Source organism: Methyloprofundus sedimenti (assembly GCF_002072955.1).
Taxonomy (GTDB): domain Bacteria; phylum Pseudomonadota; class Gammaproteobacteria; order Methylococcales; family Methylomonadaceae; genus Methyloprofundus; species Methyloprofundus sedimenti.
This window is the reverse complement of sequence record NZ_LPUF01000001.1, coordinates 933,455-958,542: the sequence shown is the minus strand read 5'-3', so window position 1 is coordinate 958,542 and position 25,088 is coordinate 933,455. Positions and strand designations below refer to the sequence as shown.

Genomic DNA, 25,088 nt, shown 5'->3' with positions numbered 1-25,088 from the left:
CATCAGGCGGCTATTAAGAGTGCAAATATATTTAATTACCATCGGGCAGAAAATGCCTGGCTGGGTAAAGCAAGGCTACGAAGAATACACCAAACGTATGCCCCGGGAGTGTCAACTGATTGTTAAAGAAATTGCTGCCGGCAAACGCGGAAAAAACAGCGATGTTAAACGTATCGTCCATGATGAAGGAGAAAGGATGCTGGCTGCGATACCTAAAAACTGTCATATCGTTACTCTGGATGTCCCCGGCAAAGCCTGGACAACAGAGAAACTGGCAGAAGCTTTGCAAAACTGGCTAGACAGCGGACAGGATATTGCGCTAATGGTCGGAGGGCCTGAAGGTTTAGCTGATTCAGTAAAAGAGGCAGCGCAACAGTCGTGGAGCTTATCTAAACTGACTTTCCCTCATCCCCTGGTACGCATAATAGTAGCAGAACAAATCTACCGTGCCTGGAGCATTATTAATAATCACCCTTATCATCGTTAATTATGCCTGCTTTAATTTTAGCATCTGCCTCACCGCGCAGAAGTGAGTTACTTAAACAATTGGGTCTGGCACATACTATACACGTGGCCGATATTGATGAAACACCTTTGTGCAACGAATCTCCTGCCGACTATGTCCTGCGGGTCGCTGATGAAAAATCTCATACCATACACCAGCATTATCCGGAAGATAGCGTTGTTATAGCAGCAGACACATCTGTTGTTCTGGGTGATAAAATCATGGGCAAGCCGGAAAGTCTGGAACATGCCATGGAAATGTTAAGCCTCTTATCAGCCAATACACACCAGGTATTTAGCGCTGTATCAATACGCGGACGATACACCCAGCACTGTTTAAGTGTCTCTGATGTTACTTTTCGTGCCATTACTGCACAGGAAATTATACAATACTGGCATACAGGTGAACCGGATGACAAGGCAGGCGCATACGCCATTCAGGGGTTAGCCAGTACCTTTATCAAAAACATTAACGGTAGTTTCTCAGGCATTATGGGGTTGCCCTTGTTTGAGACTGCACAACTATTAAGCAATGAAGGAATAAATATTTTCAATGAGTGAAGAAATTCTGATTAATGTTACCCCACCGGAAACACGGGTTGCCATCGTTGAAAATGGTGTCGTCCAGGAAGTTATCATTGAACGTACACGTCAGCTAGGTTTAATCGGCAATATTTATAAAGGTGTTGTTTGCCGTGTTTTGCCTGGAATGCAGGCAGCCTTTGTTGACGTTGGTTTGGAGCGTGCCGCCTTTTTACATATCTCTGGTTTATCCAGCAAGGAATTAGAACAAAAAGGCTCAGAAAATATCGAGCATTATTTAATTGAAAATCAACACATCATTGTGCAAGTCACCAAAGACCCTATTGGTAGCAAAGGCGCACGTTTAACGACGGAAATTTCCATTCCATCCCGTTATCAGGTATATATGCCTTATGCTGTAAAAGGTGGCGTTTCTCAGCGCATAGAGCATGAACCTGAAAGAGATCGTTTACGTAGTTTTCAAAATGCATTCCAGATAGAACACCAGTCCGGCGGATTTATCGCCAGAACCGCAGCAGAATGTATTGATGAATCTATTTTAGAATCCGATATGCTATTTCTACTGCAATTATGGGACTCCATTCAGGAAAAAATTCCACTCGCAAAGCCTAGAGCACTTATTCATTCTGACTTACCGTTAAGTGTCCGTACTTTACGTGATCTATATACTGATAATATTGAAAAGGTAAAAGTTGATTCACGCATAACCTATCAGCGCCTGATAGAATTTGCTGAAGAATTTGTCCCCGATATTGTACCCATCATTGAACATTACACGCGCGAGAGGCCTTTATTCGATATTTATAATATCGAAGAAGAAATCGAAAAAGCGCTTGGGCGAAAGGTTGGCTTAAAATCAGGCGGTCATCTTGTTTTTGACCAGACCGAAGCAATGACCACAGTCGATGTTAATACCGGGGGGTATGTTGGAGGTAAAAGCCTGGAAGAGACTATATTTAAAACCAATCTTGAGGCTGCCCAGGCGATTTCTCGTCAATTAAGATTGCGTAATCTCGGTGGTATTATTATTATTGATTTTATTGATATGCAAAGCGAAGAACATAAATCACTGGTTTTACGAGCACTGGAAAGAACCCTGGATAAATGTCATTCAAAAACCAAAATCACTGAAGTATCGGCTCTGGGACTGGTGGAAATGACCCGCAAGCGGACCCGTGAAAGTTTGGCACATATCCTTTGTGAACCTTGCTCTACCTGTGCTGGCAGAGGCGAACTTAAAACAGCAGAAACTATTTGTCTGGAAATTTTTCGTGAAATCATTCGTGAAGTAAAGCAGTACAATGTGCAGGAAATTCTGGTATTAGCCTCTCATCCTGTGGTCGAAAAATTACTTGATGAAGAGGCTGATGTATTAGCTGAATTAGAAGCCTTTTTAAATATTCGCATCAAATTCAGATCAGAGTCCGAATATAGCCAGGAACAATATGATGTGGTTTTACTTTAATAGTCACAAGATATAATGATAAAGCATATTCAATGGGGATTTGTCCGTGTACTTTTCTGGACTATTCTGATTTTTGCCATCAGTATCAGTGGCTTGCGTTATGCTCTTTCAGAGCTGGATTTTTTCAAAACAGATATTGAAGCTCTGCTCAGTAAACACCTGGGGGCGCCAGTTACCATTGCGAATATACAAGGTGTATTAAATGGTCTCAAGCCTGAACTTTCCTTGCAAAATATTGCCGTACATTCCGAACAAAACAATGCCACACCTGTACATTTACAGGAAATTCATCTGGGTTTCAGTATGCTCGCAGCCATACAACAGTCATTCCTGGAAGCAATACAAATATCAATAATAGGTGCAGATCTGTCGGTAACCCGCATGGAATCAGGCGCTATCAATATAAAGGGATTGCCAAACACGGATGACAACAAGCAGCCTACCTGGCTTATGCGTGGAAAACAATACAAGCTTATTAATAGTGAAATACTATGGCATGACGAAAAACGTAATGCTGCCCCCGTGCAATTTAAACAGATCAATATCACCCTGAATAATGATGCCGGTCAGCACAAAATATTTATTAGCACCGACCTTCCTGAATCTTTAGGCAAATCATTACACATGGTCATAGATTTTAGCGGTGATTTTTTTGTTCCGGAAAGTATTAATGCCCGGCTGTTTGTTCAGGGACTAGGCATTCATTTTGATAAATTTATTACTGGAGACCTGCCCTTTGATTTTGCATTTACTCAGGGCAGTGGCAATTTTAGTATCTGGAGCAAGTGGCAAGCAGCACAAATGACGCAAATGCGCGGGTCAATAAATCTTGTGCATGCCGAGATAAAAGATAATAACAACGCTCAATTTCCTATAGACCTGCTAGATCTGAATTTCATATTACAAAAACATCAACAACAATGGCGTCTTGGCATTAAAGACTCGGTGCTAAAGTCAAAAAATATCAACCTTGCACTGGCTCAACTGGCGCTTGCAATAGAGTTCAATACTGAAGATGATGTAACTCATCTTGCAATTAACAGTCCGCTGTTACCCCTGGAACCGATAAGCAAAATCATCCTGCTTAATAAACTATTACCCGATAATTTACTTCAGCAATTAAAAACAATTGCCCTAGAAGGAGAAGTAAAAGACCTGCTTTTAATCTCCAACCCAAGCCAGGAAACCTTTGCAGTTAATGCCCAGCTATCAGGCATCAAAACCCGACCTATGGAGAATATTCCAGGTATTAATAACCTGGAAGCCTATATCAAAGGTTCTGAGCAACAAGGTCTAATTCAGATAAGTTCATCCCGGCTCAATTTTGCAGCACCCAATTTATTTAGAAACCCTTTTGATTTTAACCACGCGTTGGGCGAATTACACTGGCAGCACTCAGATGCATGGGTGATCAGCAGCCCTCTGGTAGAACTCAATACAGAGCACTTTAAAACCAGTACTAAATTTGTACTCACTTTACCGCAACAGGATGAGCCTACACTGAGTATGCAAAGCTCTTTTGATATACTGGATGCTTCACACACACCACAGTATCTCCCCAGTGGCATTCTTGACCCCGAAGTAGTGGACTGGCTAGACCACGCCTTTGTTAAAGGCACAGCAAAACAAGGCGGGGTAATCCTTCGAGGAGCATTAGCCGATTACCCTTTCGCGCAGCATAAAGGTGTTTTTGAAATATTATTTGCTGCTAAAGATGTTGAATTACACTACACACCTGACTGGCAAGACATACAGAATGTAGCTGCACAAGTGCGTTTTTTTTCTGATAGCATGAATATTGACATTCACCAAGGCCGCGCCAATGATTCGACAATTCAAAATGCAACCGTTTCTATAGACTCTTTTGGAAAGAGTCAATATATAGATATTCAGGGTAATATAAAAAGCAGTTTATCCGATACAGTCCTTTATTTAACGCATTCGCCCTTCAAGGATCAGGTCACTGCAATCAATGATGTTGTTGATATACAAGGCTCAACTGATATCCATGTTGATCTAAAAATCCCTCTGGCCAATCAAGCTCTGAAAGCTAATATTAAAGCCAAAACAAAAGATGCCAGCGCTATTATTACCCCTATAGATCTTGCTATTTCAGATATAACAGCTGATTTTCTGTTTACTGAAAATGGCGTATTTAGCAAGCACATCAGCGCAATTTCTCTGGGATTTCCATTAACTGCCGAAATTAGCAGTAATAATCAAGCTATATCTACAAAGGTCTCAGGACGAACATCCATTAAACAACTGGCTAAACAATTCCCAAACCCTGCATGGGCTTATGCTAGCGGAAGCTCTGACTACCATACACAAATTGAGTTCCCGAAAAATAGTGAGCAAATATGCACTATTCAATTAAACTCGGATTTAGTCGGCACAGCAATACACTTCTCGCCCTTATCCAAGCCAAAAGCGCAAATCCACTCGCTGTCAATAAAACTTGGTATTGCACCATCAGGCCTGGATACTTTTAATATCGCTTATGAGAACCCACTCAAACTACAAAACAGGGTGAATATCAAACTCAAAAAAATCCCCCCTCACTGGCAAGGTATTATTCATTCGCCCATAGCAAGTGGCAGTGTTTTTATACCACTCGAATTTAATAACAAATCTGATATAAGTTTATCGTTAAAAGAATTAGACCTTTCTGCATTACAAGAAATTGACATGAAAAGCGATGGCGCATCCTTAATAGTCAAAAATCTGCCCAGTATCAAGCTAAACAGCGAGGAACTTTACTGGAACAACACTAATCTTGGAAGACTGAAACTACAAACACAGCCCACTGATCAAGGTTTAGCAATTAAACAATTTGATCTTTCTTCATTGAACAATAGCCTATCCCTCTCAGGATTCTGGCAGCAACATAATCAGCAAAATTCCAGCTCTATTTCCGGGCAGTTCCTGAGTCAGGATTTTGGTACTTTTTTAACCAGAACAAAGCTTTTTAACGATATTGTTGACACCACAGCCGAACTTAATTTTGTTCTAAATTGGCCTGCAGCCCCTTATGAGGTTTCAAAGTCCATCCTGTCAGGGACAGTGGACACCCAGCTAAGCAACGGTCGTATTTTAGGTGTAAACCCAGGTTTAGGCCGAGTTCTGGGAGCACTGGATATTTGGAAGCTAGGTAAACGTCTAAGTTTTGATTTTTCTGATATTACCGAATCAGGCTTAAGCTTTTCTGAATCAACGGGGCATTTCGCCATCGATCAAGGCTCAGTCAAAACTAAAGACTTGATAATTAATGCCATGCCGGCAAAAATTTATATTTCTGGTTCCACCAACCTGGCCAGCGAACAAATTGACCTACTGGCAACAGTCCTGCCTAAATTTCCAATAGCTGGTACAATTATCGGAAATGTTGCTAATGCAGTGAGTAAAACCTTTATTGGGAATGAACAACCAGGTGGCCTTATCGTAAGCTTGCTATATCAAATAAAAGGCACCTGGGAACACTTCACGATAAATCGCCAATTTAGCTCCGTCTTAAATGACGACCCCACAACCACGCCATAAATAAAGACCCACCGTTATTCGAGATTTTATATGAGTAGATGTGCCGCCATTCAAATGGCATCCAGCCCCAATATCAGTTCTAATTTAACAGAAGTCGAGCGTTTAATTAGCGAAGCTGTCAAGGCAGGTGCAAAATTAGTCGCCTTACCAGAAAACTTCGCTTTAATGGGACACCATGAATTAGATAAAATCAAGCAGAAGGAACAAGACGGGTCCGGCCTGATTCAAGACTTTCTAGCAACGACTGCAAAAAAATATGCTGTCTGGATTGTTGCTGGCACCATACCTATTGCTGACCCAGACAATGCCAACAAAGTTATGGCAGCTTGCCTGATCTACAATGATCTCGGTGAACGTGTTGCCCGTTATGACAAAATTCATTTATTTGATGTCCACGTGCCAGGAAGTGACGAGATATACCGTGAATCCGACACTATTTCCAAAGGTAACGTGCCTTTAGTTATTGACAGCCCTTTTGGTAAACTGGGGATAGCCGTGTGTTACGACCTGCGTTTTCCAGAGCTATTCCGCAACATGCAAGTACAAGGCATGGAAGTGCTGATAATCCCGTCCGCTTTCACGCAAAAAACCGGGGCAGCTCATTGGGAGTTGTTACTCAGAGCTCGTGCGGTAGAAAATCTATGCTATGTTATTGCACCCAATCAAGGTGGATTTCATGTCAACGGTCGACAGACTTATGGTCATAGTATGATCATTGACCCCTGGGGGAGCATCCTGGAATGTCTAAAAACCAATGCAGGCTTTGTTGCTGCAGATATTGATCTCGTTCGTTTACGTAAAACACGAGAAACCTTTCCCGTGCTCCAGCACCGTCAAATTATTTGTGGATAAATAATGCACAACTCAGCTTTACACACCGCCAAACAGGCTATATTAGTCCCCACTGGCTTACAGGAAAGTCATATTTACCGGGTAATGGATCAATTGCTAAATGGTGCCGTTGATAGCGGCGACATTTACTTTCAATCCAGCCATTATGAATCCTGGGTACTGGAAGATGGCATTATCAAAGAAGGCAGTCATAATATAGAACAAGGTGCTGGTGTACGTGCATTATCAGGTGAAAAAACTGGCTTTGCCTACAGTGATAAAATTGACCTGACCGAACTTTTGGCCGCCGTAAATAATGTGCAAGCCATTGCACGCCAGGGCCAGACGGCAAATGTGCCAATGCCCGCGCATAAATCTTACCCGCAGCTGTATACACCTATCAATCCCTTAAGCTCATTAAGCGATCAGGAAAAAGTAGACTTCTTACGTAGAATTGATACCGAGACGCGAAAACTGGACCCGCGTATTGAACAAGTCATCATCAGCCTGGTCGGAGTACAGGATCATATCCTGATTGCCAATCAGGGCGATTCACTGGCCGGAGACGTACGCCCTTTAGTACGTTTGAATGTCAGTGTAATTGTCGAAGATAAAGGCCGTCGCGAACAAGGCAGTATGGGGGGTGGCGCACGCGCTGATTATCTCTATTTCCTTGATCATGACCGGGCACTGGGCTATGCCCGGGAAGCGGTTAGACAGGCATTGGTTAACCTGGATGCTGTACCTGCCCCTGCAGGTACTATGACTGTTGTGCTGGGTTCAGGCTGGCCAGGTATTTTATTACATGAAGCCATCGGTCATGGACTGGAAGGCGATTTTAATCGTAAGGGAACGTCTGCCTTTAGTGGCCGGGTAGGTGAACGTGTCGCCTCACCGCTATGTACCGTGGTTGATGACGGCACTTTACAGGGTCGTCGTGGCTCACTGTCTATTGATGATGAAGGTACACCCACACAATGCACGACTTTAATTGAGAACGGTATTCTCAAGGGTTATATGCAGGACAAACTTAATGCCCGTTTAATGGGTGTTCAGCCAACAGGGAATGGTAGACGCGAATCCTATGCTCATACTCCGATGCCACGTATGACCAATACTTACATGCTTCCAGGCGAAAGTGATCCTGAGGAAATTCTGCAATCGGTTAAAAATGGCCTTTACGCCAAGAATTTTGGCGGCGGACAAGTCGATATAACTTCAGGAAAATTTGTTTTTTCAGCCAGCGAGGCCTATTTAATTGAAAACGGAAAAATAACCCGGCCAGTCAAAGGAGCAACACTGATTGGCAACGGCCCTGACGTACTCACACGTGTCAGCATGGTGGGTAATGACCTGGCTTTAGACAGTGGTGTTGGCACTTGCGGCAAAGAAGGTCAAAGTGTCCCGGTTGGTGTCGGTCAGCCCACGTTGAAAATTGATGCCCTGACTGTTGGTGGCACTAACGTATAGTGACGGCCCAGAGACGGTATCAGAATTATATTTTTTACTAAAAATTACAAAAATCGAGAGTATCCCCTACCTAAACTAAACTCGAGAAACAGTTTAAAAACTGTGGTTTTGGTCTTATTCTCATTTTTATAGACTATGTAGCGCATAGCCCACACTCTTATAGATTATGCAAATTCAAGAAGAAATCAGCAGCCTGGAATCAACTATTCACGATTTACTGCTAGAAGCTAAAAACCAGGGTGCCACTGCTGCAGATGCTGGATTAAGTGTCGATACCGGTTTATCAGTCAATGCTCGCCTGGGTGAGGTAGAAACCATAGAACATCACTGCTCTCAAGGTCTGGGCGTAACAGTTTATTTTGGTCAGAAAAAAGGCTCCGCAAGTAGTACCGATTTATCAGCCCAGTCAATCAGAGAGACCGTTACAGCCGCATGCAGTATTGCGCGTTACGCGAGTGAAGATCCCTATGCCGGCTTACCCGATCCAGATAAACTTGCCACCGATTTTAAGGACCTGGATCTATATCACCCCTGGGATATTAGTGCCACAGACGCCATTAATCTTGCCATAAACTGCGAAGATAGCGCGCGTCATTACCATCCGCATATTAGCAATTCTGAAGGTGCCTCAGTTGATACCTATCAGGGCATACGTATCTTTGGTAATAGTTTAGGTTTTTTACACGGTTATGCATCAACCCGCCATTCCATTAGTTGTTCAGTATTGGGTGAACGCGATGGCAATATGGAGCGCGATTACTGGTACAGCGTAGCACGTAAGCATGAAGACCTGGAAAGTGCTGAATTAGTAGGCACTAAAGCAGCGCAAAGAACGATACAGCGCCTTGGGGCACGTAGTTTAAGTACACGCAAATCCCCGGTGCTATATTCTGCCGAAGTAGCAAGCGGACTCATCAGCTCATTTCTCGGTGCTATCAGTGGTGGCAGTGTGTATCGTAAATCATCATTTTTACTTGACAGCCTGGATACAAAAATCTTTCCTGATTTTATCCATATTTATGAACAGCCGCACTTACCAGGCGCATTGGGCAGTGCCTGTTACGACGCTGAAGGAGTAGCAACCAAAGCCAATAATATTGTTACGGAGGGCATTCTTAATACCTACCTGTTAAGCACTTATTCCGCCCGTAAATTGGCTATGCAAACAACGGGGCATGCTGGTGGTGTGCATAATTTATGTATTACAGCAGGTGATAAAGATCTAAGCCAGTTGCTCAAGCAAATGGATACCGGCTTGCTAGTCACTGAATTAATGGGTCAAGGTGTTAACCCCGTTACCGGTGACTATTCCAGAGGCGCTTCAGGTTTTTGGATTGAGCATGGCGAAATTCAATACCCTGTGCAAGAAATTACTATTGCTGGAAACCTTAAAGATATGTATCAACATATTTTGGCGGTAGGCAATGATATAGATTTGCGTGGGAATATTCGCACCGGCTCTATTTTAATTGAAGAAATGGCGATCGCCGGAGAATAGTTTTGAGTGCTTGCCCCTCCCCTTCAAGCCCAAAGATGTCTACTTGAGTTATGCGGGATGAGCAGATGCTCTGCATGCCCATCCTGCTTTTTTGTGTTTTTCGTACTAATATACTTCGCGCGGCCACGGATGCAGTTTTCTAGCGGCCGCGCGAAATATAACTTAAAACCTTAGATCAATCCCCAGAGTAAATTCACGTCCGATAGTAAATGATCGCGTCGTTTTATCACCCTGTGTTATTTGTACTTCATCATTAATCAGGTTTTTCATTTTAATTTTTACCGACAACCAGTCATTGATCTGCTGGGTAGCAATAAAGTCCAGTTGATTAAAGGGTTGTGCATATTTATCCGGTGCGCCTAATAAACCAACTGCGACGATCCGTTCTGCAGTAATATTATAAAGCAAGGTGGCACGTGTTCCCCAATCGGCATTATCAAAACCCAGCTGAAAATTGAACACATGCGGTGAATGCCCTTGTAAAGGACGATTGCTAGACGTTTGTGCTTCGGTGTTTTTTTCGCTCAATTGAACTGTAGACTGCGACCAGGTATAGTTGCTGCCTATAAAGAAGTCCTCTAAAGCAGGATGAATAATATCCAGATTTTTTAATACTTCAACCTCGATACCATATAGAGTGGCCGCTTCCGCATTCTGAAAGGTTAATAAACCCGCTGTTCCCGGCAAAAAAACAGTCTCTATCGGGTCAGTCATATTTTTCCAGAAAAATCCAAGCGAAAAGTTTTCATTTGCTGACATATAATATTCCCAACGGGCATCATAGTTATCAATCCCTGTTTGCAATAAATCGGGATTACCCGTGGTTTCATTTCCAGTACTTGGATCAGTAAACGGGGCCGGGGACAATTCTCTAAAATCGGGCCTGGACAGCGTCTGACTAAAACTCGCACGGAGCTGTTGTTTGTCAGTAATAAACCAGGTAGTCGCGACAGCAGGCAGCATATCTGTTCTCTTTACTACCGTAGTAACAGGATCACTGTTAGCACCCGATATCGCAAAAGTTTCGACAAACATATCGTTATCTTCCCAACGCAATCCACCGGTTAGACGAACATTATCAAAAAAGTTCATATCCAGTTGGCCGTAGTAAGAAATCAATGCTTGGCTGGCATTATAATTATCTGTCGAGCGAGTTGTTTCCCTGATCTGGAAACCATCGGGAGTAATATATTCAGGCTGCAAAATATCTTCCAATGAAGGCTGAGCCAGTACGGCTGGGTTCCTGGCATCAGGTCCAACAGGTGTGTAAGTAAAGCGCTGGATCGAGGATTCACGAGTTTTTTGCTGGTCAATAAAGCCACTATTTAATGAGATAGCAAAATTATTATCAAACTCAAAAGGCAGTTTAATATCAAAACGCCAGCTTGCATCCTTATCGGTTAGTTGACCAAACGAAGTCTGGTTACTGTCCGCCCGACGAGAAAAAGAGTAGGAGCCATCAGGATTTTCATCGTAACGATAATCTCTTGTTTTGGGCTGTTCCCAATCAGCGGTTGAATTACTGTATAACCAGTCGAATTTAAGATTATGCAGCTCTGGAAATAAATGATCGCCTCCAACTTGCTGCATAAATAATTGATTAGTTGTCCACCTTAATTGTGTGTATCGACTACCCGTTTCGCCTTCACTATAACCTTGTTCAATACTCGCTTGATCAAAGGCCTGGCGTAACCACATGGTCGTTGTATACAGACGGTGATTTTCTTTATAGCTTGCTTCCAGTCCTAAATAGGCATTTATCTGAGTTTCACGCAGGGTTTTGTTTAAATTAGACTCCTCGGTCAATATCAATCCGCCTTTACCATCACTACCAGAGGATGAATATTGTTTTCTTTGCTCATCGACTGTATTCCATTGCTGTTTCCAGCGCGTCGCAGTGGTATAACCCAGAGTAAAATCTCCAATATTAAACAAATCTCCCATCGATGCTTCAAAACGGCCATTCGGATTTATAGTTTCAGGTTCGACATCCCATACATTAGATAAATCCTGGCCAAAGGTTTCTAATTCCTTAGATGTAAACCCATCAGGATTAAATGGCGTTTGCGGCTTTAAGGTTGAACCACCGGATGTTGCAGCGGCAATGGAATCAGGAAGCTTACGCGTACCATCATCGAAAGTGATCCAGTCAGTTGAGCCACCATCATAGCGTAAGCCATCTGAGAATGTTGTATCGGTGATAAATCCTATTTGTCCAGAAATGTTCAAAAAGAAATCTTCCGGGACCTGCTTGGTACGCATATCCAGGGTGCCTCCGGCAAATTCACCAGGCCGATCCACAGAATAAGATTTTTGCACCAGTAAACTATCCAGAAAACTGGTGGGAAATAAATCCAGCGGGACAACCCTACGAGTCGGATCGGGACTCGGGATCGCAGCACCATTCACCAGTGTTGAAGAATATCTCTCACCCAGGCCACGAATAAAAACAAAACGTCCACCAACAACTGTTAACCCTGCAGCTCTTTTTAAGGCACTGGCCACATCCGAATCACCATTGCGGCTGATTTGCTCTGAACCCATTACCGTAGTCACCGATGCCGAGGTTCTTTGTTCTTCAATAACAGATGCCACCGAGCCTGCAAGAAAAGGTTCTAGAACCACATACTCAGCTAGTTCAACCCCGGCAGGGGTTAGTTTAAAGCTTAAGTCGGTGGTTTGGTCTTTCGTTACAGCAACCTTGTCTTTAGTTTGCGTATTAAAAGCAGAATGCAATAAGGAAATACTGTATTCCCTGACAGGAACTTTGGCTTTAAACTTTCCTTGCGCATTAGTTCTATAGCGCTCACTTAGACCGCTAAGAAACACCTGTACATCTTTAACCGGCTTATTGGTTTCTGCAGAAACAACTGTTGCGGTGATATAGCCTTCGCCGAGTTTTTCGGCCTTAATCATGTCTTCGGCACTGCCGCCAATATTAGTACCTGCTGCGATATTACTTTCTATATGCAGTATCGGCTCTCCTTTAAACTCAGGAAATGTCAGAATAACCTGTACATTTTCATTCTTGCGTAAGGTGAGCGCGAAACCGAATGATTTATTCTGGCGATTGATCGTCAGTTGATAATTTCCCGGAGCAAGACGACCAAAGACACTTCCGCTTTCACTAAAATCAGCAAAAGATTTACCGTTGATTAATAATTCCGCATCATTTACGGGCCTGCCTTTAAGAAACAGAAAGATGGAAAATTCAGCTTTGTCACCAGCCCAAGCCATAGTACTGCTCGTTACCAATAGTAAAAAAATGACAATAGGACGATACAGAAGTTTCATGATTTATGTGTGGTTATTGTGTACATTAATAAAGAGGCTGCTTTTATTAAACAAAGCAATGCAACAGCAGTGAACAGTACCGGGATTGATTGAGTAGGATTTAGTTAATGGCTATGGTGGCGCACTAGTAGTAACAACAGCTAAGCCTTAGCTATTTGCTGATTGTTTTAGGCACATTGCCAAGGTTCCTCTTTACAGGCTTCCATCATGCGACGTAATTCGAGCCCTTTTTTAAACAAATCAGTTTCGGTTAAATAATCGATTTGCTTACTCGCCGCAGTAAATTGACCACTGGAAAAATACGCGTAAGCCAGGGCATAGCGAATATTCTGATCATCCAGTAAACCGGTGCGGTATAAACTTTTTTGCATATTTGCTGCTTTTTCATAGCGTTTTAAAGCCAGAAAAATTGCCAGACGTTGTTTCAGCTTGGCCTTATGGTCACGAATAACGGGGTTTAGGGTCAATGCCTTATATAAACGCCCTGCCCGGCGATAGACTTCGGCAGCTTCAGCAATCAGTTTGGGATCATATTGCGCCGCCTGTTCTAGAATAAAAGCACCCGAATTCAATTGACCCATATCCATATAGGTATGCGCTAATACTTTGGCTATAGTGACATTATCTGGAAACTTCAAACGCGCAGCTTCCATAATAAGCAATGTTTGCTGATATTCCTTACTCAGACGCAAGGCATTGCCAATGGCAATATAATCACTCGCTTTCCCTGCTGAAAGGTTAAGGTATTGCTGACCTAATTGTGCTGCTTGCTGGTATAACTTTAATTCCACCAGATAGAAAACCTTACGGCGCATAAAACGGTAATCAGCGCTAAACATTTGCTGTGCTGTATTTAATGTTTCTATGGCCAAATTGCTTTGTTTTAACTGCCAGTGAGATTGCGCTTTCATTTCCATTAGCGTCGGATAATTGCTCACGATATCTCCCGCTTTATCTACCGCAACGATAACCTGCTGATATTCCTTCAATGCATAATTTACCTGTGCCAGATAGACATAGATAACGGGGTCTTGCTGGCCATTTTTAATGGCTAATTGCAAGCTACCTTTTGCTGCAAACATATCATTCAGATTCATATACGCCAGACCTTGCAAGGTATAGAAGCGCTTCAGGTCGATTGTTTCATCCTCCAAATCGACACTCTGCAAGGCCAGTAAAGCACGATCATAGTGACCATCTTTGAGCATCGTGGCTGCCAAGGAAATAAAATCTGTTTTGGGTGCTTTTTTAGCCCAGCCAGCTTGCGCAGCAGATAACAAAATCATCGCCATTGATAACAGCAGGATTGGTTTAGTAATTATTTTCATAGCAATAGATATAGATTTGTAGCACCAAAAACTTATGACAGATCAAAGCGGATTTTTTGTTTTGCCCAGACTTTAACTTTCTTGCCTTCATATTTTGCGGGTTCAAAACGCCAGGCATTAATACCCTGTAAAGCAGCTTCATCAAATACACCGGACGGACTGGATTCCAGTATTTGCACCTGATCCACTGCACCATTCTCATCAATCAGAATGGATAGCACCACATAGCCTTTAATCCCTTTTTTCTTGGCTGCAGCCGGGTATTTAAAAGAGCCCCTTATTTTCGGTTTCGGAGCCACATCGACTAAGTCTTCAGTCATAATAGACGAGCCGGTCTTACCCAGTAAGCTATTGTTTAAATCATCCAGAGCGCCTCCTAAGCCAGGAATGCCAAGGTCTATCCCAGATAGAGATGAGTTTAAGCCTTTAAATGGAACCGGTGCCCGTGCAGTCTTGCGCACGCGTTTGGGTTGCACCTTTTTAACTTTCTTTTCTGCCTTGGGTTTAATTTGCTTAACGATATCAAGCTGTGTTGTTTTAACGGCCTTTTCCTGATCCAGATCTGAAGCATAGCGGTTCATTACCAGCACTAAGCCAAACACGAGAATAGGACCAATCATCATCGAGATGACGGCCACCACATTTTTATTAACCTTCATACTACAATTCTTTAACCCGCTTCTTTTTCAGTTGCGACACCAACACTTTTCGCACCCGCTAAACGGGCCTGATCAACGACTTCAACCAGTTTGCCAGAGGGCACACCTTCATCAATGACGACTAAAATTGATTTTTGCGTAGAAGTGCTTAATAAATCACGCAATTTACTTTGTATAAGCCAGACTCTGATAGGTTCGCCGTCTAAATAGATATCTCCGGTTTTATCAATAAACAGGCGAATGGCTTTGCTGGAAGCCATCGTCGAACTACTGGCACTTGGACGTTCCAGTTCTAGCGTCATGTCCTTGACAAAAGTTGTCGTCACCATAAAAAATATCAATAAAATAAATACGATATCAATCAATGGGCCAATATCAATGCTAGTATCTAGTTGTTGGGTTTCTCTGCGTCGCATAATACATTGTAGGGATTAAGTTAGAAAGTTAGACGTTGCTACAAAGCAAATCTTTGACTTGTGCCAGATCGGTTTGCAGATTGATTTGTCGTCTGTTCAAGACGCTTTGAATTAATACTCCGGGAATCGCGACCGCCAGACCCATCTGCGTGGTAAATAAAGCCTGGGAAATTCCCCCTGCAATGCCGCCCGACTGGGTAAATAAGGCCATAGAAGCTAAAGAATCAAAGGTTTCGATCATGCCTGACACAGTACCTAAAAGCCCCAGTAAGGGAGAAATCATGACAATAATCTTGATCAATACGGCATATTTACGCATTTCCTTGTCATAGTCAGAAAATGCACTATCCAGATGACGGCGTAAATTAAGATAGCCTTGCTGCTGAAGCGCCAAACCCTGCTTAACAGCAGTATCAAGAATTCCTGATACAGGTGCTTGCGGGTTTTTCTGGTAAAAAATCAACATATCACGCACACCTATACGGTAGGTTTCCTTTAGCGTCCAGTAGCGATAGCCAAGACCATACCAAAGCAACATAGTACATATCAGCAACGGTGGCATAACAAAACCACCCGAGACAAACAGGCTTTTAACGGATAAGAAAATATCGTTTAAGTCCATGATTATTAGCTAGTTTGAGCAGTATTTAGTAAATAATCATTTTTTCCGCCGCTATCGATCATGTCTGTCACGACTTTACCTTGTTCAGTGGCGCTTAAAAGTGTATTTGTAATACGCAAAGCCGCGACTTCCATATCCAGCTTAATATTTTCCGACCAGGCCGATAATAAAGAACCAAACAATAATGTTGGAATAGCAACAATCAACCCGAGTTCAGTTGTGACCAATGCAATAGAAATACCACCAGATAACAGTTTAGGATCACCCGTACCAAATTCGGTAATAATATCGAAAGTTGAAATCATCCCAGTCACAGTGCCTAACAATCCAAGTAAGGGGGAGACTGAAGCAATGACCAGAATTGATGTGCCGAAGCGATTCAAGACTGTCGATTCCTGTAAAATTGCCTCGGAAATAATATCTTCCATATGGTCACGGTCATCTTTAATATGGCGCAAGGTTGATTCCATAACGCGAGTAATTGCACAATGCCCTGTCTGGCATATTTGCTTCGCCTTTTCCATTTTCCCTGCATATAAAAGACGGGTAATCTGTTCGGTCAATTTTTGTGTATCAGAACTATTGATGTATAAAAGATAAATACGTACAAAAATCAGTATCGCAGCAAAGCCACCTAAACAGACAATAATCCAGCCAATCACACCACCCGATTCAATTACACTTAGCCAGGTTTTTTCAGGCGTTTCTTCTATGGCCTTTTCGCGTGATTCAAACAAAAATATTTTCAACTGCTCAGGCTGTTCATTTTTATCTAATGCTATGGCTGTCGTCTGTGCCGGTTGGCGCCATAATTTCAGATTATCTGCGCCTGCAGGCACTAAAGCACCACTACCTTCTTTACTGATGCCATAGGCAGCGATATTGCCTAACAGAACGAGATCACCTTCAACTTCCTTGCCACTGTTGAGAAAGAATTTACCTTCCGTTTTACGTAGTTCACCGAGACTTTTTACCAATGCCAACGCATTATCAAACAGAAAACTTACTTTTTCTTCATCCGTACCCAAGGTGTAATTAACTTTGGTATCCGTCTCAATGTTATACTTTTTTAGCGTAGCTTCAGCCTGTGAATAAGTCATTTGTAGCACTTCATCACGTTCCATCCCTGCTGTATTATTTTGTTCTGCTGTATTTAACTGCGCGGAAATCTGATCAATTTTTTCTGCGCGACTGACCGAACCACGTTCCAATGAATCAATTTTATTAATTAATTTACGTTCATCACTGGCCGACTTCTTCTTGAAATTAAGCAAGCGCTTTTGCAGCTCTCTTTTTTGCGCATCTAAAAAAGCATACTCGCGTTTATAAGCCGTTTTTAAGTCGATCGGCTCCACCACAGGACCCACTGGATCTTTTTTTGCTTCAGCGGCAGGCCCTGGAGTGCCGTCAGTATTTACACCTGTAGCTTGTGTGCCTGTGGGTTCAGCGGATTGCGCTACGCTGATAAAAAGTAGCGTCAGGAATAACAGTAATTTCTTCATTATGACTTCAGCGGATTAGGTAATTCAAAATAGCCTTGGCGGATTTGTTTTTTCAGGGAATCAAATAGCATCGCTATTTGTTCAATTTCCTGATTGTTAGTCGTTTCCAGATATTGCCAGTTACCATCGCTTTTGCGACTGGCCATTCCCACGCGTTTATCACCCGTCTGGAAGTACATTAATGCGGTGCCCAGCTTGGCAATATCTGCGAGCACTTTTTCATTATCTAGTTCTATGGTTTGCTGATAAATACCATTTTCTTTACTCAAACGTATTTCATCTTCAATAAATGCCCACATCCTGTTAACGACTTTTTTGGCATCAATCAAGTTATTATTCAGTTGACTTTCCAACTTATTGACATCGCTCAGCCGATCTTCGACTTTAAACGGAAAACCATTTCTGACATACACACGATAACGCGTGATAAGTTCAATCAATACTGGCTTTAGGCCATCATTTGAGACAGCTGCCTTTTGGGATTCCTGCTGAAATTTTTCCAGTGATTGCTGCAGTTTCTCAATACTGATATTCTGACGACGCTCCTCAACTCCCAGATCAGTCATTTGTGATGCCAGAGAAGACATCTGGTTATGATGATTTTCTTTGGCAAGATCAAACTGCATTTGTAACTCTTCAACTTCACCACGCACTTTAGACAAGGATTTAGCCAGATTTTCATGCTCTTCGGCATTGGCATTGCCAAGCCAGGCCATGCATATCGATATGCAAACCAGATAGGAAATTTTGAATATTTTTACCAACATAGTAACTAGATTAATTTTTTTAAATTCTTGAACAGGTTGCTTAGAGTAAGTGACTTACGAATGCGCAGAATGAAACTCATCTTTATGGACAGGCAATGCTGCCCCCTTGTTGCCAGGGAATTTATTCGATCTTTAGATGAGTAGAACATTGATGCTTAGCTAGCTATGTCCCTATTTCAGTACCCTGATTTCAGCAAAAATCAACTCAGGATCAAAACCGCAAACCTGAATACTCGGAGTATTGCTTTAAAGACACTGTATATAAAAATATAAAGCGCAAACAAAACAAGAAAAAAGGGCCTCTATACAGAGGCCCCCTCTCTGATACTTATATAATTAATTAAACTTAATAAGCGTAAGTCCACTCTTTAGTCCAGTCATCATTTGCAGTTGCAAATGCACCAACATAACTAACACTATCAAAGAATGCGTCTCCTGCTACTGGCGCTCCACCTGTAGGTAGAAGCGAACCATCACCTGGCAAATATCCATTAAGAACCGGATCAGCTTCCTGGTTCATCATTTGCGCAGCAAACCAGTCACTTACTGCAAATGTAGCGCCATTGCCATCAGCGAAATTTGTCGCACAGTCAACATAAGAATGAACTATAAGTAGTTCACCTGATAATGCTTCTGGTGTACCTGCATTCAGATAAGTTGCTTCACCATCAATTTCCAGACATGAACTACCGAAGCCAGTGAATACTGAATTCCAGATTTCAACACCCGTACCACGACGTAGTAAAGCTCCCTGAGAACCTACTGCTGAACCTAACATAGTCATGTTAGAAAGAACTGGTTTAGAACGAGGGCCTGAATCAGGGTTGTCAGGATTGTTATCTGCTTCAATACCACGATCACCATCATCAGCAGCTTGCTGGACTACAACGTATTGTGCCTTACCTCTCCAGCCACCACCCCAGTCCAGACTATCATCTCCAATGTGCGTGAGTAGCATATGCTTCATTTGCGCTGTACCACCGAACATTTCAACACCGTCATCCAGGCCAGCATGAACGTGAACGAAATCAATAACAGTGCCTGCACCGACACCCGTTAATGTTAAGCCGTTTAACTCTTCATCCGGACGTACTGCAAAACCAGCAAAAAGAATTTGAGTGTATTTCAATACACCACTATTATCGTTCGGCTCATTACCACCATAAAATTCAGAAGTTATCGCTTCAAAAGCAACTTCACATAAAGCAACATCTACATTACAACCATTTACAGGCGCAAATCCCGCTAATACCAAGCCGCCCCACTCACCAGCAGATTGCTGTAATGGACCTGTCATAACAACCGGGTTATCAGGCGTTCCTTCTGACATAATTTTAGAGCCACGTCTAATCCACAAATAATCCGCACCTTGTTGACCGAATATTTTCGTACCCGGGTTAATGGTTAATGTTGCATTGTCGACTTTATCGCCACCAATAAAAACACCGCCAGATAAAATCCATTGCGTATTTTTAGTTAACGTAATATTTTGTTTAATTTCACCGCTTAAGACACAAGACCCATTAACAGGTCCATCTACAGAGAAAGCAGGACAACCTTGAAATGCATTATTAACAAATTGATCTAAAGAAAATCGTAATGGGTTTGAACCAGGAATCAGTTTTAGCTTGGCATAATACTCATCTGCACCAATGCTGATAGCAGGAATATGCACTGCACTCGTAGTTGCATCAAATACAACACGTTGACCAGTGACTGGTGCAATAACAGAAGCAGTTGTCAATTCAAATTCAAAATTCACAGCATCAACCAGCTTTAGTTGCGCATTCCATGAACTTGAATCTTTACCATTTAGTACTTCAACAACAGGAAGGTCTAGAATAGAAGTGGCAAAATTAAAACTCGCAGTATCAGCATAGGAACTAAAAGACACTGCGCTTAACAAGCTGATAGCCGCTGCGGCCAGATTGGCGTTAGCGCGTTTAAAATGTAACATAGTAATATCTCTCTAATGTGGATAAATCTGCAAAATCAAGGTTGCTAGAATAGCCTCGATTTATGACATAACCATGACGTTACCATGACATTTGCATGACATTTTTGTGACACCCTAAGGTGATTTATCTGGTTTTGTGGTTATTTTGAATAGAGAAATACTTTGCTTTTCTGAATATAAAGAAGGAAAGTGAAACCAGGAACGGGGACTCTTTAGAGTGCTGCTTTAGACCGTTAAGATTGCATGAACACCAGGCTAAAGCTGCGGCCTAATTCATTACTTAGCCTGGCTGTCAGGTGTGAAACTAAAGCCCGAATGCAAAAAGTGATCCGGGCTTCTTTATGGAGTGCGTATTGCCTAATACTTAATCTTTTTCAGATGCTATTAAAGCCTCAACCAATTCACGTAATTTATTTTGTATCAAATGTGTATTTTCTGGCCCCATACGCAGCATTTGCTTATCTAAAGGACTTAATTTCTCTAACTCAGGACTCGCAAATTTATACTGTACCGATGTTCGAATGACTTCGATATCGTTATTAATCACAGGTGCGTCTAATACCCGGGAAGTTGCTGATTTAATAATATCCAGTACCTGGTAATTATCCGGGTAAGAAAGCTCAGTAAAAACCTGCTGAAAAAGCGGCAAATATTTATGATACAAGGCAACAGCAGCCTGATTATCTATGGCATCAATTGCGAGAGCCAATTGGTCATAGCGCTGATAAGATGCCTGTGACATAAACATCCTGTTTTCTTTTATGTTCACGGTAAAAGGCTGGCTAAAGGATAATTCACGTAAGCGTTTTACCGGAGGAAGCATACCCTGAGCCATATCATTAATAGAAAAGATGCTTTTTCTGATCAACTGCTTTTTAAACAGACTAGGCTGCAACTGTGCTGAGATAGACAATAAATCCTGAGTAAATTCTGCATCGCTATTTACCAACTCAGGCAATGGTTTACTCGAGTCAAACTGCAAAGCTTCGCCATCATAGCGCGGTACTTGACTGGCAAAATCCATATTTTCAGCTGAAGTATCTGCTGAGGATGGGGACTCAACCTCAGGGATCACTAGCACCTGTTCTGTATTCTGAGCAGTCGAACCTGCATCATCATCCTCATCCGCCAATAAAAATAATAATAACGCAACCAGCAACACCGTAACGAGTATGCCTATAATTACTAAAGTAACTTTATTTGAGGTATTGATATTCTGTTCCTGCATAACGAACTCCGGGTAAATTAACTAAAAAACCTGTTGTAGGAAACAGGCCCAACTCTCATATTCACCATAATAATAAGCCTAAGTAAATACTTATTCAATCAAAGGAATCGCAATGTACTACACTATTTATTTATCTGGCGGAATTCATAGCGACTGGCGCAAACGAATCAAACAGGGAATTGATCAGCTCAATCTAAATATTAGGATCAATTACTAATCACGACAGTATTAATAATGCCGGGAGAGAAAATTTAGACTCTGGAATCAATAGTTATTGGAAAGATCATAAAGCTTAAAAATCCATGCCTTGCGTACCCTGAATTCTGGAGATTATCACTTTGGTAATTTAAATTAATGCCCAAGCCCTGGATCTGGCAAGATCAAGCTAGTTGTTGAAGTGTATGCTGCGCAGAAGTACAATCAACTTAAAGGCATGCCAGTCCAAAAGCAACTTCAATTTAATATGTATTGCCTTCCACACCCAGTCAAAAAGGAGCACGACTTATGAAAAAACTGTTTGCAATTTTTGCTAACACCTTGCTTGCCGCCCTGCTTTACATACCACTCGGGATGGCGCTAGCCGATGACAAAACCTTCAGCGAAGCCGAGCTCGATCAAATGATGGCTCCTATAGCGTTGTATCCTGACTCATTACTCTCTCAAATTCTGATGGCGAGTACCTACCCTGCCGATGTAAATGATGCTGTCAAATGGTCAAAAGACCATCCCGATCAAGAGGGTGATGCCGCTGTAAAAGCAGTACAGGACAAGTTATGGGACCCTAGCGTTATGTCCCTGGTTGCTTTTCCACAAGTACTGGCCATGATGGGAGAAAAACCGGACTGGGTCCAAAATGTTGGCGATGCTTTTCTGGCAAATCCTGACGCAGTGATGGATTCAGTCCAGAAGTTACGCAATAAAGCCAAGGACGAAGGCAATCTGAAAACGACCAAGCAACAAAAAGTAATTGTCGAAAAACAGCCCTCCGAGACCATTATCATAATAGAACCCGCTAATCCTCAAGTCGTTTATGTTCCAGTGTATAACTCGACAGTAGTTTACGGCACCTGGTGGTGGCCACATTATCGACCCTGGTACTACTACCCTCCGAGCTACCGATACGGTTATGGTTCTGCAGTCATCGGAGGAATTGGCTTTGGTATCGGCATTGGTATCACTAATGCTCTGTGGGGTAATTGTAACTGGGGCCGAGGACATGCCAACGTCAATATTAATGTCAATAAATACAATAATATTAATGTCAATCGCAACAAAATAAATGCTAATTCCAGGAACTCAAACTGGCAGCATAATGTAAATAATCGTCGTGGCGTACCTTATGCAGACAGTAAAAGCCGCAAACAATTTGAGAACAAACGCAGTGGCGCCGATCAGCGTCAGGATTACCGTGGCCGTGATGCGCAACGTGCTCAAGCGCGCACAACCCTGGACAAACGTGCCGTTAATCCAGCTAAAGGTCGCGAACAACTACAAGGCTCAGGCGGTGATAAAGCCCGCTCTTCAGTCAATAAGGCCAATCGTAATGTTGCTCAGGGTAAATTAGGCAACAATCAGCGCAGCAGCTCTTTCCAAAAATCTGCTACAGGTAAAACTCGCGATACCAGACAAGCAGGCAATTATAGCAATCAATCAAAGCGTTCACGAGATAATGCCTTGAGAGATGCAGGTAAAGCAAACAAAACGCGGCAAGACTTTAATCGAGGCAATTCAAGTAACCGGTCCATGCAAAATCGCAGCAGTGCCAACCGTTCTGGAGGTGCTCAACGTAGTGGCGGTAGCCGTGGTGGCGGACGCAGGCGATAACAGGAGAAAGATATGAACGACACTAAATTCAAACAAATGGCTAATGCCCGTCCGTTACCGATTATGAATAAATACCTTACCAGTTTGCTTGCAATATGCACTATATTAATCACCCTGTCTTGCTCAAGTCCTGTAAAACCAGTTGCGGAACCTGAAATTGACCCGACTCTACAGCAGGCAGTATTTAAAACGCCTGAGGCTGCCGCTAATACCTTTGCGCAGGCTGTTAGAAATGATGACCAGGCCCTGTTCAACAAATTACTCGGTGCTGATTTCCGTGACATATTGCCACTGGATGATGTTTCGCCAGAGGATCTTGATAACTTTAATAATGCCTGGGAAAAGCATCATACCTTATTAGCACAGGGCGATAAAAAGACACTGCTTGCTATCGGAAAAGAAGAATGGACCCTACCTGTTCCCATTGTCGAAGGCAAAGCAGGCTGGTACTTTGATGTAGATCAAGGCCTGGAACTTATGCGTATCAGGCGCATAGGCAGAAACGAACTGGCTAGTATACAATCTGTTCTTGCCTACTACGATGCCCAGATGGAATATGCTACACAGGATCATGATAACAATGGTGTATTAGAGTATGCACAGAAATTCATCAGTACCCCTGGAACACAAGATGGCTTATATTGGGATGCAGCGCCGGGTGAGGTACTCAGCCCATTAGGGAAATTACTTGCAGATCGTTCTGAGGGAGGGGGATATCACGGATATTTCTTCCGTATACTTAAAGCTCAGGGCCCAAATGCCAAAGGAGGCGCATACAGTTACATGATGGGAGAAAATATGCGTGCAGGATTTGCAGTTATCGCCTGGCCTGAAAAGTATGGTGACAGCGGAATTATGAGTTTTATAGTGAGCCATGACGGCATAGTCTATCAACAGGATCTCGGTCCGGATAGCGCCAATATTGCAGAATCAATGCCGACTTACAATCCAGATGCCGACTGGATTCCCGTACATGAAGAGGATTCCCCGGAATCAAAAGTCGCGCAATAAACATTGCTGACAGCTTAAGCATTAAATGCTCCCGTCTGCAGTCAGACGGGACTCGGCCCGAAATAATTATTTATACTTGCACACTTATCAGAAACATCAAGATTAAAAAAGTCGAATAGATAAATATATGCATGTCACCAATGACTTCACTAATGACATACATAGAATACATTATAGTCAGCAAATAAATAATTTCAGTCATGTACAATCCCCGTAAAATACTTTGAAAAGATCCGGGCGCTACACGGTGTTCTTCGACACCTTTTTAGCCCTTGTGCATAGTAGCATATGTTACAAGCCATAGAGATAAATTTCCTTCTATATACAGCCTGTAGACTTGCGTCCAGTGAGCTGAGAAATTTTAATTGAGAATATCTTGCCATTATTAAGCACAGCCAGATTGTTTAGATAATCTTCGGAAAAACTGGGATCAAAAATAACAATGTTTAACCTGATCAATAGTTATTCTGATAGCTATAAGGTGAAAAAAGCAACTTATCGGATTGAGGTCTTAATATTGTTCATCGTAAAAAAATGGCGCATAATGATTCGCACTAGATACTGTAAATCATGAGGATAGGCTTACATATCTTTATTTTCTTAGTGAATATCAGCCACAGAAATTTTAA

19 protein-coding genes are annotated in these 25,088 nt (G+C 42.4%); 10 read left to right on the top strand and 9 right to left on the bottom strand.

Annotated features, from left to right (window positions below; genetic code table 11):
* The first annotated feature begins 19 nt into the window (after nt 1-19).
* From rlmH to pmbA, 7 genes are all read left to right on the top strand, one after another.
* A complete protein-coding gene (gene rlmH / locus AU255_RS04195) occupies nt 20-487 on the top strand; it encodes a 23S rRNA (pseudouridine(1915)-N(3))-methyltransferase RlmH (protein WP_080521711.1) in 468 nt (155 codons plus the stop codon).
* 2 nt (nt 488-489) lie between these two features.
* The gene (locus tag AU255_RS04190) at nt 490-1,065 is read left to right on the top strand and encodes a Maf family protein (protein WP_080521710.1); all 576 of its coding nucleotides are present in this window, start codon (nt 490-492) and stop codon (nt 1,063-1,065) included.
* A complete protein-coding gene (gene rng / locus AU255_RS04185) occupies nt 1,058-2,512 on the top strand; it encodes a ribonuclease G (RefSeq protein ID WP_080521709.1) in 1,455 nt (484 codons plus the stop codon). Before AU255_RS04190 ends, rng begins: the two co-directional genes overlap by 8 nt.
* 15 nt (nt 2,513-2,527) lie before the next feature.
* Nucleotides 2,528-6,052 (top strand): YhdP family phospholipid transporter, encoded by a 3,525-nt coding sequence (locus tag AU255_RS04180; RefSeq protein ID WP_080521708.1) that lies wholly within the window; start codon nt 2,528-2,530, stop codon nt 6,050-6,052.
* A 30-nt stretch (nt 6,053-6,082) separates the two neighbouring features.
* Nucleotides 6,083-6,904 (top strand): carbon-nitrogen hydrolase family protein, encoded by an 822-nt coding sequence (locus AU255_RS04175; RefSeq protein WP_080521707.1) that lies wholly within the window; start codon nt 6,083-6,085, stop codon nt 6,902-6,904.
* Between the two features lie 3 nt (nt 6,905-6,907).
* Nucleotides 6,908-8,353 (top strand): metalloprotease TldD, encoded by a 1,446-nt coding sequence (tldD, locus tag AU255_RS04170; protein ID WP_080521706.1) that lies wholly within the window; start codon nt 6,908-6,910, stop codon nt 8,351-8,353.
* Nucleotides 8,354-8,519: 166 nt separating this feature from the next.
* Nucleotides 8,520-9,851: a metalloprotease PmbA gene (gene pmbA / locus AU255_RS04165; protein ID WP_080521705.1), complete on the top strand. Its 1,332-nt coding sequence runs from the start codon at nt 8,520-8,522 to the stop codon at nt 9,849-9,851.
* A 162-nt stretch (nt 9,852-10,013) separates the two neighbouring features.
* Here pmbA and AU255_RS04160 read toward each other — a convergent pair whose 3' ends face one another.
* From AU255_RS04160 to AU255_RS04120, 9 genes are all read right to left on the bottom strand, one after another.
* Nucleotides 10,014-13,145: a TonB-dependent receptor domain-containing protein gene (locus AU255_RS04160; RefSeq protein WP_080521704.1), complete on the bottom strand. Its 3,132-nt coding sequence runs from the start codon at nt 13,143-13,145 to the stop codon at nt 10,014-10,016.
* 167 nt (nt 13,146-13,312) lie between these two features.
* Complete coding sequence (locus tag AU255_RS04155) at nt 13,313-14,473, bottom strand: tetratricopeptide repeat protein (RefSeq protein WP_143735849.1); 1,161 nt, start codon at nt 14,471-14,473, stop codon at nt 13,313-13,315.
* Between the two features lie 32 nt (nt 14,474-14,505).
* Nucleotides 14,506-15,132 carry an energy transducer TonB gene (locus AU255_RS04150; protein WP_080521702.1) on the bottom strand — a complete coding sequence of 209 codons (627 nt, stop codon included), beginning with the start codon at nt 15,130-15,132 and terminating at the stop codon, nt 14,506-14,508.
* Nucleotides 15,133-15,143: 11 nt separating this feature from the next.
* Entirely contained in the window at nt 15,144-15,548 is a 405-nt protein-coding gene (locus AU255_RS04145) for an ExbD/TolR family protein (protein ID WP_080521701.1), read from the bottom strand.
* A gap of 28 nt (nt 15,549-15,576) precedes the next feature.
* Complete coding sequence (locus AU255_RS04140; RefSeq protein WP_080521700.1) at nt 15,577-16,170, bottom strand: MotA/TolQ/ExbB proton channel family protein; 594 nt, start codon at nt 16,168-16,170, stop codon at nt 15,577-15,579.
* 5 nt (nt 16,171-16,175) lie between these two features.
* Nucleotides 16,176-17,672 carry a MotA/TolQ/ExbB proton channel family protein gene (locus AU255_RS04135; protein WP_080521699.1) on the bottom strand — a complete coding sequence of 499 codons (1,497 nt, stop codon included), beginning with the start codon at nt 17,670-17,672 and terminating at the stop codon, nt 16,176-16,178.
* Nucleotides 17,672-18,439, bottom strand: a complete 768-nt coding sequence (locus AU255_RS04130; protein WP_080521698.1) for a DUF3450 family protein — start codon at nt 18,437-18,439, stop codon at nt 17,672-17,674. The genes AU255_RS04135 and AU255_RS04130 overlap by 1 nt, the downstream gene beginning before the upstream one ends.
* Nucleotides 18,440-18,785: 346 nt before the next feature.
* Nucleotides 18,786-20,396, bottom strand: coding sequence for a hypothetical protein (locus tag AU255_RS04125; RefSeq protein WP_080521697.1), 1,611 nt, complete (start codon nt 20,394-20,396; stop codon nt 18,786-18,788).
* A 364-nt stretch (nt 20,397-20,760) separates the two neighbouring features.
* Nucleotides 20,761-21,624, bottom strand: a complete 864-nt coding sequence (locus AU255_RS04120) for a DUF3014 domain-containing protein (protein WP_080521696.1) — start codon at nt 21,622-21,624, stop codon at nt 20,761-20,763.
* A 112-nt stretch (nt 21,625-21,736) separates the two neighbouring features.
* On the opposite strand from AU255_RS04120, the gene AU255_RS21295 reads away from it, so the two are divergent.
* From AU255_RS21295 to AU255_RS04110, 3 genes are all read left to right on the top strand, one after another.
* Nucleotides 21,737-21,841, top strand: coding sequence for a YtoQ family protein (locus tag AU255_RS21295; RefSeq protein ID WP_143735848.1), 105 nt, complete (start codon nt 21,737-21,739; stop codon nt 21,839-21,841).
* A gap of 287 nt (nt 21,842-22,128) precedes the next feature.
* Nucleotides 22,129-23,448 (top strand): DUF3300 domain-containing protein, encoded by a 1,320-nt coding sequence (locus AU255_RS04115; RefSeq protein ID WP_080521695.1) that lies wholly within the window; start codon nt 22,129-22,131, stop codon nt 23,446-23,448.
* 12 nt (nt 23,449-23,460) lie between these two features.
* A complete protein-coding gene (locus tag AU255_RS04110; protein WP_198942530.1) occupies nt 23,461-24,459 on the top strand; it encodes a DUF2950 domain-containing protein in 999 nt (332 codons plus the stop codon).
* Nucleotides 24,460-25,088 lie beyond the last annotated feature (629 nt).